Origin of the sequence: Aggregatilinea sp. (assembly GCF_036822615.1) — a bacterium.
Lineage (GTDB): Bacteria > Chloroflexota > Anaerolineae > Aggregatilineales > Aggregatilineaceae > Aggregatilinea.
The window spans coordinates 25,610-43,213 of record NZ_DAISHJ010000009.1 but is presented as its reverse complement, the minus strand read 5'-3'; the positions used below and the strand labels follow the sequence as shown (position 1 = coordinate 43,213).

Below are 17,604 nucleotides of genomic sequence, written 5' to 3'. Positions count from 1 at the left end.
TCACCCGTTGTTAGGAATTACTGTCTTTCGAGGTAGGGCAGCAGTTCTTCCCTACAAACCGGCAGACTGCGGGCACTGAGCGTGTCACCGTCGACAAATGAGGCGAAGGTGTGGATAGGCTGGCGATACAGGATGCGCCAGATGTACTGCGCTGCTATGGCCGCGACGAGGTCATTCACAAACAATCCCTGCTCACCAAGTGCCACGAGCGCTGCACATGACAGCCCTGCGTCTCGAATTTCTTGCTCAGATTCCGAGGGTGTCTCCGGTTCGAGCAGTTGGGGAAATAACAGTGCCGCGTTGGGTAGATGGGTATAGATCCCGTCCTTGCCATCGATGTGTTGCAGCATCACATCACGTTCCAAAACCTGGCCGATTACGATCTGGCCTGACTGTCTGTGGTTGCCTGTATCCAACCATAATGCCCCATGTGCGCGAGCAAGTTCACGCCGGGCAAGCTCATTGTCAACCGCGCCAATCAGCAGTGTGGATGAGGCATGTTTGACATGGCGCTCCGCGTCGAAGGGTTGGTCAATGGCGGAAATGTTCAGCCCTAACGCCGCGTTGAACCGTGCAGCCAACACACGTGCTTTGTTGTTCCCTAAATCTCCGTAACTGAATAGCTGGCGTCCGAGATTCGCATCGTCTACTGTATCGGGGTCGATGAAACACATGGCGGGCACATGCAGCCGCGCCCGCCCCATGTCATACGCCAGCCGTGCGATACAACGTGCAATCTGCGCGCCCGTGCCGCCGGTGCCAACGAGGATCACTTCCTTGATGTGCATGTGAGGGTCATACACGTTCATCGTCAATCTCCTAGTGCCTGCGCCAGCGTGCGCTTGACGGGAATGAGATCGGATTTGGGGTACACCCGCGCCTTGCGGCTTTCGAGTTCGAGCAGCTTCTGCCGGATGTCGTGCGGATGAGATTTGGATTTGCCGCTTACCACGTGGTCTCCAAAGGGAGAACCCAGAAGAGCCGACCAGTCAGCAGACAGCGAATTGCCGTGTAATGCGCTGTCCTCCACGCGGCGCACGCTGCCCCAACAGATGCTGCCTGAGTTGAAGACATTCGGCAGTGGGGCATGAAACAACGGCGAATCCAGCGTGGTCGGGCGAGCCTTAACCGCGTAGACCTGGTACTGCGGGTTTCTGTCTTCGGTGGTCGTGCGGACAAGCAGCAGCGGCGGAAGCGCGACGCGCACCGGCGCATCCGAACCTTCAAGGTAGATGCCGGTTTTCTGCGGGCGGCGGTACTCCACCACCAGTCGTTTGACGCCATCCTGCCGGACCAGCAGCGTGTCTTCGCTCAGCAGGCCAGTATCGAAGGTTACTTTCGCGGCCAGTGCCAGCGCGATCTGTCCTGGATCGACTGGATACTCTGTCACGCTGTCACCATCGCGTTTCCGCAGCAGTACACCGTATGAATAGAACTCAAGCGTCAGGTTCGGTTGTTCCTGTAAGGCCGCAGTCAAGCGCGGGCCAGTGAAGTCGAGGGCGGTCATGGATCTTGCGCTCCTTTTTGGATTGTCGTGCGAATAAACGATACAGGCGCTGGATGTTGTCTTGCAGCGCCTGCTGGATGAGAGGATTACATTGAACCAGCACGAGTCCGGCCTGGGCATCCGACATGATCTCGTCGGCCTCCTGGATGATGGCGAGGGCGAATTCGACATTCTCCGGCTCCCAACTCAGCGGCTCAAACTCCCACATGGATTCGGGATCGAGGTCAACGCTCGAATTGCCGGTGCAGGAAAAAAGCCAGCCGATCAGCCAGCCGACCTGTTGGTAACGCGGGCCGGGATGTTCCACCAGGCTGTCCATTAGGCGCTGCGCAGCCGTGCAGGCGTGGTCTGGGATGTCGATGGGGTCGTCTCCGTCCGGTTGAATGCCAAACCACTGCACGACCGGCACAACATCGGGGTGATGAGTGTAGAACTCAGGGTCGCACAGCAGCGTGCCATAAGCAGGCAGTGGAATGCCACAGCCCATGCTTTCCACAAAATCGAGGGGAAAACCCAGCTTCGAGAGTTCGGTGCAGATCAGGTGATCTAGGTCGTCATACGCTGCGCCGTGATGTAGTGCATCGACCGTCATCGCGTAAATGCCAGGGAAATGATTACGTGTAGCATCCAGCGCGGTCGCCAATGAACCATCATCGTTGAAGTCGTCATCGGACAGCCCAGCCCAGAACGGGTCGAGCCACGCAACCGCCTGTGCAAGACACAACAGCGGATCGTCGTGCAGCCCGGCAACGAGGAAACCATACACATCGGGAATGGTGGTCATAGCCCAAACTCTACAATCACAACGTGAAACAAAGGGACGGGAGCGAGGTTGCTCAGCCGGTTGGCAGCAGCCACACAGCGCCCGGTATAAGCGATGATCTCCGCCACCGCCTCGCGCAAAACATCACGCGGAACGTTGGAGGGAAGAAGCTGGGGACTTCCCTGCCTGAGCAAGGTCATCCCCAGCAGTTCCACCGGGGCAGCAGCGGCCAGACACGCGCATAGATCGTCGTGAGTCAAGCCGGACATGGAAATTATCCTTTCCGGCCCGGTTGAGGGAGATACTCGACGTAATGAAAGCCATCCTGCTCGCGCTCGCGGATAGTGGCATGCGCCACTTCGGGGTACGTCCGGACGAGAATCTGTCGAACTTCTTCGTTCGAAAGCCCGGTCATCGTCTCGTCCTCAACGATACGGATCGCGCCGGTCTTGAAAATACGCGGGGTACGGGTGGTTTCAGTGGTCATGATCTGGTGCATCCTTTCTGAATAGGGTTAGAGGTAACGGGTGAGGTCGAACTTGCTCAATCTGATGTGTCTTGCATCTCCGCAAGAACTGGAGCATCGTCCTGGCTGTCTTGCAGGCTGTTGTCAGCGCCTTGTGCTTCATCGGTTGCTGGCGTTTCCGGATTGACCTGCACAAACTGCTCCAGCTTGAACAGCACCTTCAGTTCTTTGTCGGTCAGCCCATCCAGACTGAGCTGCACCGCGTATACATCGTTGATGCCAATCGGTGTCTTGCCATCCCACAACCCACTGTCGAGCAGCCGCCCGGCGATCTTGATCGCCTGCTGTTGAGCGTCTTCGTCCGTCTCGCCGCCCACAATCCGCAAGCAGCGCGCCGGAACAGCCGTCGCGCCTTTCTTGGTTTTAGTGGGCACCTGGATCATCGGCTCAGGTGGTTCGGCAGGTGGTGTTGGCGCAGCGGTCACCGCTGTCTTGCGCGGCGGCAGATCGGGGATCATCGGCGGCGGGTTGTTTTCCAACGCGATCAGGGCATTGGTCGCATCGTGAATGGCGGACGCCATGTCGCCCGTGTTGGTGTAGTGGAACTGGAACAGCTTCGCCAGATCGCCGCGCTGGATGAGCAGCGTTCCGGATTTTGAGAGCGCGTCCGCGTGCGGCAGTGTCAGCGTGATCGTGATCGGCTGAGGTGTGCCGGTAATGTTGTTTGTCGTCATGAGCAGTTCCTTTCAGCTAATGAATGAGTTATGCGAGTAGGCCGCCATAGTCCGCCGGGCAAATGCCCAGTGTCTGGCAGAGGTCTTTGAGCAGCAGCGAGCCACACCTGTAGCAGTTTGCGTACCCGCTGCGCATGTTGAAGCCAAAGCTCGGATGTTGGTCGCCGTGCCTGTGATGCTTGGGAAAGAGGCATGGCCCGCTCAGCCAGTCACCGGAGCGCCGGTAGCCCTGGCGAATCAAAGTCTCGGTTACAGCGTCGAGCAAGGCCGGATTAAGGGTGTCTCTGGTTGGTACTGATCTGGCTGTTGATGCAGTCGGAGGTACTGGTCTCCGCACTGCACGATAAGCCATCAGTGGACTGAAATCCGCGAGTGTGTAACGCGCATCGCGCAAGACAATCACTTGGCACAAGGTGTTGTTGCGTCCAGCCTTAGTGTTGCGTGTGCCCGGTAGTCGCAGCGACTGTGTTGGGCTGAGCTGGTCTCCGCCCAGCTTTGTCGCTAGCGCGTGCAGCATCTGCCGGGCTTGCGTGAAATCGGGGAGCACAGCCGCTAACCACCAATACGCGTGGAATCCTCCGCCTGTGTAGGTGATGCAAGATGGAGTTGGAGACGCTTGCTGCAGTCGCTCCAGGGTGTCTAACGCCGGATCATCCACATCCACGAACAACGCCGGCAGCGCGAGCAGGTCGTCCTCTCCCCCACGCCGCCAGCGTCCGAGGTTCGTCTTGCGGGTAGCCACCGCGACATACGCGCCCCAGCCTTGTTCATTAGCAGCAGAGAGACGCTCCAGGGTGCGTGCAAGACAGACCGGATCGTTGACTCGCACATGCCGCGAAGGAGTCGGATGTCGTCCATCCGGATGGATGGCAGTGAGAGTGAGAAAGCCCTGTTCACACGGGGTAAACAGGGCTTTTAGGAAGTCGAGAGTGTCGGTGGTCACGATGCACCGCCTAAAACAGTGCCAACTGCCGGACTTCGGGAGCCTTCTTGACCGGCATAGGCTCCGGTTCCGGCTGGCGGATAGGCCAGTTCGGGACCTGGATTGGCTGTTCATCAGTTTCGGGCACGTCGAACAGGCTCACCTTACGGCGGCGGGTCTTCTTGCGCGGCGGCAGCACAGCCGGGCTGGGAGCGGGACGTTTCTCGTCCGACTCAGCGCTTTCGGCCACTTCGACCACCACGCCGCCAAGCTCTTCGACGCCAAAGCGGACCAGGTCATCACCGCCTTCAGCCGCGTAAAACGCTTCGGGTTCCGGCTCAGCCACAAACCAGGCGCTTTCGCTGGGGTCCGTTTGCTGCGCATGGCGTGCAAACAGGTCGCGCAGATCGGTGACACTCTCATCCCGATCAATGGCTTTCGCCAACTCGGCCATGAGGTCGCCTCCGCCGCCGTTCGCGCCGGTGAGTTCGCTCAACCCGCCTGCGCCGGTCTCGCCATAGAGCAGGTTGGCCGCTTGCTGCTTGCGCCCGATGAGTTCGACTGCCTGGTGCTCCATCGTATCCTCGTAATGCGGATAGTAGGTCTTGCACGGGCGATCCTGGATGATGCGCCACGCCCGCCGCGACGCCTGCCCCATCACGAAGAGGCTGTAATCCGGTTCCAGAAACACGAGAGTCGGGAACGCGACCAAATCCAGCCCGGTTTGAACTAAGCGAGGATTACACACCAACACGTTGATGCCCGCGTCCAACTGCTGCTGGACCAGGCTCTCGCGGCGTTCGGGGGTGACGCTACCCTTGAGGATGAAGGGTTTGGCGTTGGGGACATGCTCGCGGATGATGTGTTCGATGCGCGGCTGGATGTCTCTGGTACCCGTCTGGCGGAGAAACACACCGACGTTCCGACCCTGCGCCAGCTCGTCACGCACCAGATCGACCAGCCACTGCTCTTTCGGATACAGCCGGTCTTCACTCAAACCCGGCATGTCGTGCACCGGGATTTCGATGAACTGATCACTCTCGCGGTCGAAGCGGCGCTTGTGGATCACCCGCTCGCCCCGGAACGGCGCAGTCGGCCAGGCCAGCAGTGTTTGGAGATACCGTCCGAGGAAAGACGCATCGCCCTCCATTCGGCACTGGAAGAGGTAGGTCCCCATCTTGTCTTTGGCGCGGTTGTAGTGCAGGACCATATCGGCGTCCATCGGGATGGGAACGGGGATTTCTTCGAACTCCGGCATGTTGCGCCCAATGTCTTGCAGGCCGACAAAAACCGTGTGATCGATGATCTCTCGGACCAACAAGGGGGAACAGCCCGGCGCTTCTTTCGGTTTCTGTTCGATGCGGCGTTTGCCGGTGTAGTGCCCACCCTTGTCATACTCCGGGCGGTATTCGACGATGCGCTCCAACGCCCCCATGTCACGCACCCACCCGGCCTGCCCCTTGATACCCCAGGGGTAGTTCTGGCGCACGCGTGGGTTGAACACGAACTCCATCCCGTACAGCGACGACGCGACCCCACCGTAGAGTGTACCGGTCAACCCAACCACTTTTTCGGCGGTCTGGGCCAGTGTCATCATCGCCGCACCCTGGTCGGTGCTGGTCGATTTCGCCTCATGAATCTCATCGCACATGTAGAGATACACGCGGTTGGGAAACACGGTGGCGATGTACTCGGCCAGTGGCATTCGTGGGTTGCGTTTGGGGTACTTTTCGCCGGGTTTGGGAGCGGAGAAGGTGCGGGTGAACTGCCACAACGCCCCGCCGCATGACGGGCATTTCTGCGGGGCGCGCGCCAGCCAGTTCTCATCGGCGATGATCGCCTCGCCGTTTTTGGTGCGAGTGACGGTGGCATTGCAGTTTGGGCAAAGCGGTACTTTTGTGGTCAGGATACGCTCGCCGGTCAGGTTTTCCGGTCGTGTTTCGCCGTAAGCCCAGCGTGTCGTGCGCACCAGACGCCACTGCACTGCCGGTTCCCAACCTTCGCCCAACTTCGCCATTTCACGCGGGATGATGCCTACTTTGAGCGTGAGCGGCATATCAGTATCCATGAAGGCGCGGGTGTCATCGACGGTCTTGAGCACCTTGATGTGCAGCCGTACACCCACCGACCGGCAGACCATCTCGACCTCACGCTGCCACTTGCCCACCAGATGCGGCGGCGACATAACCAACACCACCTGGTCCGGTTTCATGTGGGGGCGCAGAGCGACCGCCAGTGTTGCTCCCACCACCGTCTTGCCGACGCCCGGCTCGCCCACCACAATCACGCCCTTACGGTGTTGCAGTGCGGTATAGGTGGACGCGACCACATGCTTCTGCGTCTCGTAGAGCCGGTGGCCGTTGAGCCGCGCGCGGTTGAGGATGGAAGCCAGTGGACCGTAGTCAAAATTGTATAGGGGTGTGAAGTGAGAATCCAGATAGTCCAGCAGCGCGGATTTATGCTTTCCGATGAAGTCTACCAGCGCCGCATCACCGCTCATGTCGGTGATCTGGCCGCGCTCGTCCAACAGGGTGATCGTCACCTGGGGGCGTGTGCGGTACACCTCTCGTTCGGTCGTGGTTTCGTCGGCTTCGTCAACTTCGACTCCTTCGACCAACTGCTCGACCGACTCAACGGTACTGCGCACGGCTGCGCGTCCTTCATCGGTCTGCACGACGATGCCGTTGAACAAGCCTGCCGCCAGCACCAACGCTAACTGCCCGCCGCGTGGGCGCACGATGGGATGCACTTCCTCGACCGGAGGTGGAGGTTCCAGTAGCCGCTGAAAACCCGCCCCGAACTGTGCGCCATCTGCCCGAACTGCCTGTAGTGCAAGCTCAGGCGTGATGACCTTTGGCGCGAACACAAAACGCTGCTTCGTGCGTGGTGGCGGAAAGGCGTAACGCGCAGTGTCTTGCAAGGTCAATTCACGCGGATGGGCGGCATCTTGCAGGATGTGCTGAGCGAACAGGGCTGGGTCTTCCGGCGGTGTGCCTTCCTGCGCAACCACCACGACGTGGACATACTCACCCAGGTGCAGCCCTGGCAGCCGCCACACATCGACCGACCGGCAGTGTTTCGCCAGAAAACTCGCGGCATCCGGCGTGACATGGTGTGCATAGACAACCCATATCACCCAGCCGCCGGGAGCCAGCCATTTCCAGCTGTGTTTGAGCATCCCCAGCTCGCGCCGCTTGTCGTCCGAATTGGCCATGTCCCAGGTGTAGGGGGGATTCAACCAGATAGCCGGGAAACTGCCCAGCGACGCGCGCAGGGTGTAGAGGTCGCCTTGCACCGCCTGGATGGGGCCAAACAGTGTCTGGCACGCGGCAGCACGCTCGCTGTCGAGTTCGTTGGCGTAGGGTGTAAGCTGCCACACCGCTGAAAGATGCTGTAACGCATGGCCTTCACCCGCACAGGGATCCAGCAGCCTGCCGCCATCCGGCGCTGAGGCGAATAGCGAAGCGACCGACGGAAGAGATTCTGGTGGAAATTCGTAGAAGCCACCTTTTTCGATGGATGATAACCTGGGCATCGTTCCTCCAAAAAATGAAAACGCCCCGTGATCTCCTTCAATCACGGGGCATCTTACAGTGCGAGAAATGACTTACGGCAGCGCGATAACGCCGGAAACCAGGCCATCCTGGATAGTCCGGGTCCAGCGGGAAACATCCAAAGTAACTACCCACACTTGCGCGCCACCATAACATACACAGCGCTGCATCAGGTGTTCCAGGCGTCCTTTCTGGACCAGAAACGGATACCAGTCCGGAAACACGGCTACCTTGACCAGCTTGGAGATGTGATCGCCGAGGATCGCAGTCGCCTGCTCTTTGTCGGCGAAGAACATGTAGGTGGTCGTCAATTCGGAGTACACCGGCTCGGTGATCGCTTTGTGGACCAGCAAGAGATGATCGATGCCAAGCCCATCAATCTTGCGTTGAAAGCGCGCAAACAATCCCGGCTCTGGTGGCTGTAAGACAATGCTCGACCCTGTATCCGGCACGATACGTGATTCCTTACCTTGAGCCAGGCGCGCCCAGACGGCTTCAACTGAGGTGGCCGGTCCGGCGATGTCCAGATACACCGGGCGATTGTCGTGCAAGGCTGCTCCGAACACGAAGCAGTCACCTACAACGTTCATGCGTCCGCAGTACTGCTGAGGAATGAGATGAGTTGTCATGGCTGCACCTCTCACGCCCAGGGATCGTCGAGACGGACGGTCGCCACCGCAGGCAGCGCGGGATAGCGGGTCGCCCGTTCCAGGTCCGCCTGGAACTGCTCGACAAACCGGCGTAACATGCGCGCCTGGTATGTTTCCCGGAAAGTCGCTGCGGTCGTGGTCAGTGGTGGCGAATAGTGTGGAGATGGCGGCGTAGTGGGTATAGGCAGATTGTCGTGTGCGGATGGCTCGTTGGCTGTGTCTTGCGATCCGAGCAGTGCGGTGATCTCCTCAGGCAGCTCGCGCCCGATGTAATACCACTGGCGGCGCTTTTTGGACCAGCGGCAGCCATACACTTTGAGGATGTCGCGGTGGCGGTAGGTCTGAGACAGTGATTTGGATACGTGACGCTCGTCGCCGATCCACCACCAGGGCACCAACCCACCTGGTTTCTCAGTGCGCTCGATGAGCAGGCCGTTGCCCGTGAGCGTCTGGGTGACCGTTTCATCGTGAGACATGGCAGCCCTCCTTGTCTTGCGCGGTGAGCCGCTCGTGGAACTGGCGGATAACCGGGTGGGGATTGCCATAGTGCACTATTTCCCCGGTCCCTGTACCGAGCATTTCGAGCGCTTTGCCGAACTTCTCGACCAGGTAGTCCGCGCTGGGGTCGCCTTGCAAGACAATCTCGGCGGAACGAATGATCTGGGTGCAGGCCAGCAGCCAGTAATACGGAGCTGTGCCTTGCCAGCCCGGCAGCAGTGCGGCATGATCCAGCGTGCGTACCAGCGCACGACGCGCCAATTCAGCCAGCGCCAGGGTCGCCATGTGAGCAATCTGCTCGCGTATCTTCCAAGGGCGCTCTCCGGTGGCGAAATTGTCCAGATGATCTGATGCGAGTTTGACCAGCGTGGACGTATGGTCATCCAGGGTACCGAGGGCATTGCCAAGTCGTTGTCCGGCCCCGGCGTAGAACTCAGCACCGACGAGTTCCATTGAGGCGTCGATAAGCAGATTCATGATCTGGTTGTGACGCTCATCATACGTCTCCAACTGCGTCACCCGTTCGTCCAGACCTAATGCCGAAGCAAGAGCTTCACTGAGTGCGCGATAGGTCTGGTTGTTGTAGTGGGCGTTGTAGTGATCCAGCGTATGCTGGGGAATAGTTGTCGTTTGGGACATACGAACCTCCGAAGCAAGGAACGAGGGTTTCAAAATGTGGAAATGAGGCCAAAACCTGCCGAACAGGCTGATGGCGAGGAACTCGCGCGAGGGAGGTTCTGTCTTGACGGGCTGGGCCTCAAAAACGCCTCGTCAGTGTAGGGTGCCGCCCGAACGTGACCACGCCTATCAGGGGATGGCGCAGCATTCAGAGGCCTTTCCGGCGACCACATCTCAGTGGTCAGTTCACGACGATCTACACCGGGCACCGCCCGGATCGGGGAGTGATCCGGACGGTGGAGGCGGATGACATCGCGGCCTCGCACGCGCTCGCTAGGTGTCGCGCCAGCACGTAATGTGGTGGGCAAAGGGCCTCGTGCACGACCCGTAACGCGTGAAAAACCGAGATGTATTTTTTAAGGTGCGCCTTCGCAGGCCACATGCCCCGCCGCAACCAGTGCAGATGTCGTCGCAGACCGGCCTGACCCTCGCCTGAGTGAAACGGCGCAAGCCAGGGCGAGGGTCAGAGTCCGCAGCCCGCAGGGCTGGACATCCGCACGCGGTGGGGCAGACTGCGAAATCAGGCGCACCCCAAAATGCATCTTGGCATGCGCTGTAGTTCGTGCACAGAGAGTCCCTGCCGACCACTTGGCAATGTTCGGACTGCGCGTCGATTGCGTCATTCCAGCAACCTCCATTCTGATCACTATTCCTGTTCAATGAGTTCCCTCATTCTTCAAGAAAACTTTCCCAAAGTTCTACGCTCTTACACTTGACCATTAAGCCGTGTTTCTCATCCTGCGTCTCTCCGTGTTATCATGGAAGAGTGTGAGACTATTCAGTGGACTATTCGATGATGAAACTAGAAGACCTCAAGCGTGGCGCGCAGGTCAAAGGGATCGATCCTCATCAACCCGTTACAGTGATTGACATTCAATGGCACGGAGCAAACGCCGTTGAGCTGTTCTACAAACGTGCCGATGGGCATCCTGGAACACAACTCCTGTATCGCGATAGCGAAGCCGTGCTTGAAATCGTGCAAGCGGGGCGTGCCTGGAGCTTCGATGGAGATGGCAGCCTGCTGCGCCTTGCATCTGAAGCCTATCGCATCCACCTGGCGCATCTCTTTGATCCCGTACTGGCCGTTCACACTTCACTCATCGAGCCACTGCCCCATCAGATCACAGCAGTCTACGGCGAAATGCTGACCCGCCAACCACTGCGTTTCCTCCTGGCAGATGATCCTGGGGCGGGCAAGACGATCATGGCAGGACTGTTGATCAAAGAACTGGTAGTGCGCGGTGACGTGCAGCGCTGTCTGATCTGCGTACCCGGTGGTCTGGGCGAGCAGTGGCAGGATGAACTCTGGTTCAAGTTCCAGCTTCCCTTCGAAATCATGACTCGTGAGACGGTCGAGGCATCGCGCAGCGGCAATCCGTTCACCGAGCACGACCTGGTCATTATCCGGCTGGATCAAATCAGCCGAAGTGACGATCTGCAAGCCAAGCTGAAGGTCACCGACTGGGACCTAATTATCTGTGACGAGGCGCACAAGCTGTCAGCATCCTTCTTTGGCGGCGAACTCAAAGAAACGAAACGCTACAAGCTCGGCAGGCTGCTGAGCAGTCTGACACGTCATTTCCTGCTGATGACCGCCACACCGCACAACGGCAAAGAAGAGGATTTCCAGTTGTTCCTGGCGCTGTTGGATGCGGATCGGTTTGAGGGCCGCTTCCGTGATGGCGTGCATACGGTCGATGTCTCCGACCTGATGCGGCGCATGGTCAAGGAAGACCTGCTCAAGTTCGATGGCAAACCCCTCTTCCCTGAGCGACGGGCGTATACGGTGGATTACGCGCTGTCCGATGCGGAAGCGCAACTCTATCACGCGGTCACCGAATACGTGCGCGAGGAGTTCAACCGGGCCGATCAGCTCGATAACGGCGGACGAAAAGGCACGGTCGGTTTTGCGCTGACCATTCTCCAACGGCGCTTGGCATCCTCCCCTGAAGCTATTTACCAATCGCTGAGGCGGCGACGCGAGCGACTCGAAGATCGCTTGCAGGAAGAAAAGGTGCTCAAGCGCGGCGCAGACCTGCTGGCGGAAACCGGTCTTCCCATGTTCAGCGAAGAAGACCTGGACGATCTGGACGATGCGCCGGACGCTGAAGTCGAAGAGGTCGAAGAAGCGGTCATCGACCGGGCCACTGCCGCCCGCACGATTGCCGAGTTGGAGATTGAAATTGAGCATCTGCGCGGCCTCGAAGCGATGGCATCGCGTGTGCGCTACAGCGGCCTGGACCGCAAATGGGAAGAACTCGCCAGCCTGATGCAGACCAACGAAGAGATGGTCGATTCGGATCGCGGACGCAGCAAGCTGGTTCTCTTCACCGAACACCGCGACACGCTCAACTACCTCTACGAGCGCATTACCACGCTGCTTGGCCGTGAGGAATACGTGGTATGCATTCACGGCGGGATGGCACGCGAGGAGCGGCGCAGCATTGAGGAACAGTTCCGCAGCGATCCTGATGTGGTGGTACTGCTCGCCACCGACGCAGCAGGCGAAGGGATCAACCTTCAGCGCGCACACCTGATGGTCAACTACGATCTGCCCTGGAACCCCAACCGCCTGGAACAGCGCTTCGGGCGTATTCACCGCATCGGCCAGACCGAGGTCTGCCACTTGTGGAACCTCGTAGCCGGAGAGACACGTGAAGGATATGTCTACCGGCGGCTGCTCGACAAGCTCGAAATCGAGCGGCAGGCGCTCAACGGTCAGGTCTTTGATGTGCTGGGCCACCTATTCGACCAGGAGCCTTTGCGTAAGCTGCTGGTCGAGGCCATCCGCTACGGCGAGCGCCCCGACGTGCGCGCCCGTCTGGAACAGGCGGTGGATAATGCGCTGGACCGCGAGCGGGTGCGCGATCTGCTCGAAAGCCGATCACTGGCAACCGAAAGTATGGACATTCGGCACGTCATGCGCATCCGCGAGGACATGGAACGCGCGGCGGCCCGGCGTTTGCAGCCATTCTACATCCAGTCCTTTTTCCTCGAAGCCTTCCAGCATCTTGGCGGGACCATCCGCGAGCGCGAACCGGGGAGGTATCAGATCACGCAAGTCCCGGCGGCCATTCGCAGCCGCGACCGGTTGATCGGCACCGGTGCGCCCGTTCTCAAGCAGTATGAGCGCATTTGTTTCGACAAACCGTTGATCAGTGTGCCGGGTAAGCCACTGGCTGCGTTTGTCTGTCCTGGACACCCACTGCTTGATGCAACGCTTGACCTGTTACTCGAACGCCACCGCGACATCCTGAAACGCGGCGCGGTGCTGGTTGATCCCACCGATCCCGGCGCAGAAGTGCGGGTGCTGTTCTACTTGCAGCAGAGCATCCACGATGCGCGCCCGATACGCGGCGGTGAGCGGCATCTCATCTCGCAGGAAGTGCATTTTGTCGAGATTGACGCGCAGGGCCACGTGCGCAATGCAGGCAGCGCTCCCTACCTGGACTATCGTCCGGCCAGTGAGCAGGAGATTACGCTCGTTCAGCCTCACCTGGAAGCGGACTGGCTGGCGGCTGAGCATCTCGAGGCAGCGGCCAGCAGCTATGCCATTGAGGAACTGATTCCGCGCCATCTGGCCCGTGTGCGCCAACGCCGCGAGGAGCTGATCGACAAGACCATCGCGGCGGTACGCGAGCGCCTGACGAAGGAAATCAACTACTGGGACTTCCGGGCTAACGAGCTACGCGCGCAGGAGCAGGCCGGGCGTCCCAACGCGAAAATCAACTCGGCGCGGGCGCGGCAGCGGGCGGATGAACTCGAAGGGCGGCTGCGGCGACGCATGGAAGAACTCGAACAGGAGCGGCAGATAGCAGCTTCACCCCCGGTGATCATCGGGGGCGCGCTGATTGTGCCTGCCGGGCTGCTGTGGGGCAATGATGTACCCGCCGCCATCCGAGACCGGCGCATCACCGAGCAGATCGCCATGCAGGCCGTGATGGAAACAGAAATCCGCCTGGGACATTCCCCGCGCGACGTGAGCGCCGACAACCTGGGCTACGACATCGAAAGTCGCGACGGGGAGACCGGGCAGCTTCGCTTTATCGAGGTCAAAGGGCGGCGCGCCGGTGCGGAAACCGTGACCGTGACCTATAATGAAATCCGCGCGCTCTGCAACCGGCCCGATACCGGCATCCTGGCGCTGGTGGAAGTGGACGATGACGGGCGAGCGCATCCACCGCGTTATGTGTGGCACGCATTCGACCAGGAACCCCATTTTTCCGTCGCCAGTGTGAACTATAATATGGATGAGTTGTTAGTTATGAGCGAGGAACCAAACTGATGGCCGTTCAACTCGACATCCCTTACGAGACGTTGGTCACCCTGGTTGAGCAGCTTTCCGAAGACCAGAAGATCGCCCTGCTGCGCCATTTACAGGGACATACTGAGCAGAAGCCCGCTTCTGCCGCCGATAAAAAGGCCCTGCTGCGGGCCGCGCAGCTCCACCTACCGGTGAATGAAGAGCCGTCACCACGCCGCGAAGACTGGTATGATGATGACGACCGATAAAGCCTTTGTCGATACCAATATCCTACTGCGGACCATCATCACGCAGATGGATCAACATGTCGAAAGTGAGGCCTTAGTCCAGCAGATGTGGGCGGACAAGGTCGAGTTGTGGATTAGCCGCCAGGTGATCCGCGAGTACCTGGTGCAAATAACGCATCCACGCACGTTTGATCCGCCGCTTGAGATCGAGCAGGTCATGGAGCATCTGACGCAGGTCGAAGGGCTGTTTCGGGTGGCAGATGATACACAAGCGGTGACCGCCCACCTGAAAACGCTGCTGCAAACGGTTCCCACGCGCGGCAAGCAAATCCACGACGCCAATATCGTCGCAACGATGCGCGCCAACGCCATCGATACCCTGCTTACGCTCAACTATGACGATTTCCGGCGCTTTGAGGACCAGATCACGATTCTTGCGCCCGACACCACACCTTGAGACCAGGACACACCATGACCCCACGCAAAAAACTGATCGAAGTCGCACTGCCACTCGAAGCGATCAACGTCGCCAGCGCGCGCGAAAAATCCATCCGGCACGGCCACCCCAGCACGCTGCACCTGTGGTGGGCACGGCGACCGCTCGCCGCCTGCCGCGCGGTGATCTTCACCTCGCTGATAGACGACCCCGACGACCCCAACGCGCCGCCGGAATTTGTTGAGGCGTGCCGCAAGCTGCGCAAGGGCGCGAACGCCAGCGTCGAGGACACGCCGCGCCAGCGACTGTTCGACTTCATCGAGTTGCTGGTGCAGTGGGAAAGCACGACCAACGAAGAGGTGCTCGAAACGGCGCGCGAACTGATCCGCCTGAGCACGGACGGCAACCCGCCCCCGCTGCTCGACCCCTTCGCGGGCGGCGGCTCGATCCCGTTGGAGGCGCAGCGCCTGGGCCTGGAAGCTCACGCGAGCGACCTGAACCCCGTTGCGGTGATGATCAACAAGGCGCTGATCGAAATCCCGCCGCGTTTTGCCAACCAGCCGCCCGTGAACCCGCGTGACCGAGAGAAATTTGGCGGGGGAGAAGGCTGGCGAGGAGCGCATGGGTTGGCCGCCGATGTGCGCTATTACGGCGAGTGGATGCGTGACCGGGCCTGGGAACGAATCGGCCACCTGTACCCGAAGGGACCGAACGGCGAAACGGTGATCGCATGGCTTTGGGCGCGCACAGTGAAGTGCCCGAATCCAGCGTGTGGGGCACAGATGCCGCTCATCTCGTCCTTTGATCTGAGCAAAAAGAAGGGGCGGCAAGCCTGGGTAGAGCCAGAGATTGATCGCCGGGCAAAAACGGTGCACTTCAGGGTACACAATGGAGTAGGCAAAGCGCCAAACCCGCCCAAGATTGGACGCGGGGCAAAGTTCCAATGCCTGGTCTGTGGCGAAATTGCACCTGACCAACATATTAAAGATGAAGGTATGGCCGGGCGCATGGGCGCGCAGTTGATGGCTATTGTCACTGACGGCAAGGGCGGGCGGAATTACTACACGCCAACGCGAGACCTTGAGCAAGCCGCGCAACTGGCGCAACCCGGCTGGCGACCATCGGGAGAATTAGCCGATGATCCGCGAAACATTTGGTGCAAACAATATGGGCTGATAGATTTCGCTGATCTCTTCACCCCGCGCCAACTCGTCGCGCTAATTACCCTGAGTGATCTGGTGAGTGAAGCGCGTACACAGATTCGCATAGACGCGGTGGCCGCTGGGCTGCTTGATAATGATGTGTCACTACGCGATTGCGGCTCCGATGCGCGGGCGTATGCCGAGGCAGTGAGTGTATACTTGGCATTTGCGGTAGATCGGCTTGCAGAGAAATGCAATACTCTCTCAAGTTGGCAAAACACCGCGGACTTTGTCCGCGGTGTATTCGCGCGCCAAGCCATCGCTATGGTATGGGATTATGCAGATGTGAATCCGTTTTCAAGCTCTACAGGGAATTTTGGAGATGCGTTGGTATGGATTGCTGAGGTTCTAGAATCGAATTTTTCGCTTCTTGATAGTAATTCAATTGATAATAGCGCAAAACAAGCTGATGCCACTCAGCCGCGACCCGAACACAACTCGTTGATGATCTCTACTGATCCGCCTTATTATGACAATATTGGCTACGCTGATTTATCAGACTTTTTCTACATTTGGATGCGCCGTAGTTTACAAGCACAAGCAGAAGATATTTTTGGTACACTGCTTGTTCCCAAAACACCAGAGCTTATTGCTTCGCCATATCGATTTGACGGTAACAAAAGCGCTGCTGATCGACATTTCGAAGACGGATTGTTGAAAGCATTCATACATGTTAGACGCATGGTACATCCTAACTATCCCCTATCGGTCTATTATGCATTCAAACAATCCGAAAGCACAGAAGATGAAGATGATGCAAACGGGCGTGTGATCAGCAGCACTGGTTGGGAGACAATGCTGGAAGGGCTGATTCGGGCCGGGTTCACAGTTGATGGAACATGGCCAATGCGAACTGAGCGAGGAGGTAGAACCAATAGCCTTGAAGCAAACGCTCTCGCTTCGTCCATAGTGCTCGTCTGCCGCCCGCGTCCTGACGATGCGCCGCAAACCTCGCGCCGCGAATTCGTCAATGCTCTGCGCCGCGAAGTACCCATAGCACTTAAGAAGATGCAGTCCGGTAGCATCGCCCCGGTGGACCTGGCACAGGCGTCCATTGGGCCGGGCATGGCCGTCTACAGCCGCTACAACCGCGTGCTCGAAGCCGATGGCTCGCCGCTGACGGTCCGCACAGCCTTGCAGCTCATCAACCAGGAGCTTGACGCTTTCCTGGCCGAAACTGAAGGCGACGTAGACGCCGATACGCGCTTCTGCATCAACTGGTTCGAGCAGTTCGGCTTCAAAGAGGACGAATTCGGGCGGGCGGACGTGCTGGCGCGGGCGAAGAATACCAGCGTCGATGGGCTGGTCAATGCGGGCGTCATCGCCGCCGGAGCGGGCAAGGTGCGGCTGTACCAGTGGCACGAACTCGATCCCGGCTGGACGCCGCAGGAGGATAAGCGCGTCACGGTGTGGGAGTGCGTGCATCACCTGATCGAGCGCATCAACACGCACGGCGAGTCCGGTGCGGCGGTGCTGCTGATGCGGATGCACAGCGATCTGGCTGCCGAAGCGAAGATGCTCGCCTATCGCCTGTACCAGATTTGCGACCGCAAGGGCTGGGCCGAATACGCGCTGGAGTACAACGCGCTGGTGCTGTCATGGCCGCGCCTGCAGGAGTTAGCGAACGAGTTGAAGCAGAATCAGCCGCCGGAGCAGTTGGGGCTGTTTTAGGATAGATGTGAAAACACTTACGGAGAGGTAAT

The 17,604-nt window shown here is 59.2% G+C and carries 15 protein-coding genes; 4 read left to right on the top strand and 11 right to left on the bottom strand.

The window, feature by feature from the left end:
- Window positions 1-17: 17 nt before the first annotated feature.
- The 11 genes from V7116_RS04990 to V7116_RS04940 all read right to left on the bottom strand — a co-directional run bounded on the left by V7116_RS04990 (window position 18) and on the right by V7116_RS04940 (window position 9,733).
- Entirely contained in the window at window positions 18-809 is a 792-nt protein-coding gene (locus V7116_RS04990; protein ID WP_324390787.1) for a PRTRC system ThiF family protein, read from the bottom strand.
- Between the two features lie 2 nt (window positions 810-811).
- Window positions 812-1,507, bottom strand: coding sequence for a hypothetical protein (locus V7116_RS04985; RefSeq protein ID WP_324390786.1), 696 nt, complete (start codon window positions 1,505-1,507; stop codon window positions 812-814).
- A complete protein-coding gene (locus tag V7116_RS04980) occupies window positions 1,437-2,291 on the bottom strand; it encodes a hypothetical protein (RefSeq protein ID WP_324390785.1) in 855 nt (284 codons plus the stop codon). The genes V7116_RS04985 and V7116_RS04980 overlap by 71 nt, the downstream gene beginning before the upstream one ends.
- A complete protein-coding gene (locus tag V7116_RS04975) occupies window positions 2,288-2,539 on the bottom strand; it encodes a hypothetical protein (protein WP_324390784.1) in 252 nt (83 codons plus the stop codon). Before V7116_RS04975 ends, V7116_RS04980 begins: the two co-directional genes overlap by 4 nt.
- A 5-nt stretch (window positions 2,540-2,544) precedes the next feature.
- Complete coding sequence (locus V7116_RS04970) at window positions 2,545-2,757, bottom strand: hypothetical protein (protein ID WP_324390783.1); 213 nt, start codon at window positions 2,755-2,757, stop codon at window positions 2,545-2,547.
- Between the two features lie 56 nt (window positions 2,758-2,813).
- Window positions 2,814-3,470 carry a hypothetical protein gene (locus V7116_RS04965; protein WP_324390782.1) on the bottom strand — a complete coding sequence of 219 codons (657 nt, stop codon included), beginning with the start codon at window positions 3,468-3,470 and terminating at the stop codon, window positions 2,814-2,816.
- 28 nt (window positions 3,471-3,498) lie between these two features.
- Entirely contained in the window at window positions 3,499-4,413 is a 915-nt protein-coding gene (locus V7116_RS04960) for a DNA-primase RepB domain-containing protein (RefSeq protein WP_324390781.1), read from the bottom strand.
- A gap of 10 nt (window positions 4,414-4,423) precedes the next feature.
- Window positions 4,424-7,927 carry a DUF6094 domain-containing protein gene (locus V7116_RS04955; protein WP_324390780.1) on the bottom strand — a complete coding sequence of 1,168 codons (3,504 nt, stop codon included), beginning with the start codon at window positions 7,925-7,927 and terminating at the stop codon, window positions 4,424-4,426.
- 72 nt (window positions 7,928-7,999) lie between these two features.
- Window positions 8,000-8,575, bottom strand: a complete 576-nt coding sequence (locus V7116_RS04950; RefSeq protein ID WP_324390779.1) for a hypothetical protein — start codon at window positions 8,573-8,575, stop codon at window positions 8,000-8,002.
- 11 nt (window positions 8,576-8,586) lie between these two features.
- Window positions 8,587-9,072, bottom strand: a complete 486-nt coding sequence (locus V7116_RS04945) for a hypothetical protein (protein ID WP_324390778.1) — start codon at window positions 9,070-9,072, stop codon at window positions 8,587-8,589.
- Entirely contained in the window at window positions 9,059-9,733 is a 675-nt protein-coding gene (locus V7116_RS04940; RefSeq protein WP_324390777.1) for a hypothetical protein, read from the bottom strand. The genes V7116_RS04945 and V7116_RS04940 overlap by 14 nt, the downstream gene beginning before the upstream one ends.
- A gap of 832 nt (window positions 9,734-10,565) precedes the next feature.
- Between V7116_RS04940 and V7116_RS04935 the strand changes: the two genes are divergently transcribed.
- From V7116_RS04935 to V7116_RS04920, 4 genes are read left to right on the top strand one after another with little or no spacing between them, the layout of a single operon-like run.
- Window positions 10,566-14,057 carry a helicase-related protein gene (locus V7116_RS04935; protein ID WP_324390776.1) on the top strand — a complete coding sequence of 1,164 codons (3,492 nt, stop codon included), beginning with the start codon at window positions 10,566-10,568 and terminating at the stop codon, window positions 14,055-14,057.
- Window positions 14,057-14,284: a hypothetical protein gene (locus tag V7116_RS04930; protein ID WP_324390775.1), complete on the top strand. Its 228-nt coding sequence runs from the start codon at window positions 14,057-14,059 to the stop codon at window positions 14,282-14,284. Before V7116_RS04935 ends, V7116_RS04930 begins: the two co-directional genes overlap by 1 nt.
- Window positions 14,271-14,720 (top strand): type II toxin-antitoxin system VapC family toxin, encoded by a 450-nt coding sequence (locus V7116_RS04925; RefSeq protein WP_324390774.1) that lies wholly within the window; start codon window positions 14,271-14,273, stop codon window positions 14,718-14,720. Before V7116_RS04930 ends, V7116_RS04925 begins: the two co-directional genes overlap by 14 nt.
- Window positions 14,721-14,734: 14 nt before the next feature.
- Complete coding sequence (locus V7116_RS04920) at window positions 14,735-17,572, top strand: DUF1156 domain-containing protein (RefSeq protein WP_324390773.1); 2,838 nt, start codon at window positions 14,735-14,737, stop codon at window positions 17,570-17,572.
- Window positions 17,573-17,604 lie beyond the last annotated feature (32 nt).

Bases quoted from the DNA above. Each gene is read 5' to 3' on its own strand.
- V7116_RS04980 (WP_324390785.1), bottom strand. From the start codon at position 2,291: ATGACCACCATTCCCGATGTGTATGGTTTCCTCGTTGCCGGGCTGCAC.
- V7116_RS04935 (WP_324390776.1), top strand. From the start codon at position 10,566: ATGATGAAACTAGAAGACCTCAAGCGTGGCGCGCAGGTCAAAGGGATC.
- V7116_RS04955 (WP_324390780.1), bottom strand. From the start codon at position 7,927: ATGCCCAGGTTATCATCCATCGAAAAAGGTGGCTTCTACGAATTTCCA.
- V7116_RS04940 (WP_324390777.1), bottom strand. From the start codon at position 9,733: ATGTCCCAAACGACAACTATTCCCCAGCATACGCTGGATCACTACAAC.
- V7116_RS04945 (WP_324390778.1), bottom strand. From the start codon at position 9,072: ATGTCTCACGATGAAACGGTCACCCAGACGCTCACGGGCAACGGCCTG.
- V7116_RS04985 (WP_324390786.1), bottom strand. From the start codon at position 1,507: ATGACCGCCCTCGACTTCACTGGCCCGCGCTTGACTGCGGCCTTACAG.
- V7116_RS04975 (WP_324390784.1), bottom strand. From the start codon at position 2,539: ATGTCCGGCTTGACTCACGACGATCTATGCGCGTGTCTGGCCGCTGCT.
- V7116_RS04925 (WP_324390774.1), top strand. From the start codon at position 14,271: ATGACGACCGATAAAGCCTTTGTCGATACCAATATCCTACTGCGGACC.
- V7116_RS04930 (WP_324390775.1), top strand. From the start codon at position 14,057: ATGGCCGTTCAACTCGACATCCCTTACGAGACGTTGGTCACCCTGGTT.
- V7116_RS04970 (WP_324390783.1), bottom strand. From the start codon at position 2,757: ATGACCACTGAAACCACCCGTACCCCGCGTATTTTCAAGACCGGCGCG.
- V7116_RS04965 (WP_324390782.1), bottom strand. From the start codon at position 3,470: ATGACGACAAACAACATTACCGGCACACCTCAGCCGATCACGATCACG.
- V7116_RS04920 (WP_324390773.1), top strand. From the start codon at position 14,735: ATGACCCCACGCAAAAAACTGATCGAAGTCGCACTGCCACTCGAAGCG.
- V7116_RS04950 (WP_324390779.1), bottom strand. From the start codon at position 8,575: ATGACAACTCATCTCATTCCTCAGCAGTACTGCGGACGCATGAACGTT.
- V7116_RS04990 (WP_324390787.1), bottom strand. From the start codon at position 809: ATGAACGTGTATGACCCTCACATGCACATCAAGGAAGTGATCCTCGTT.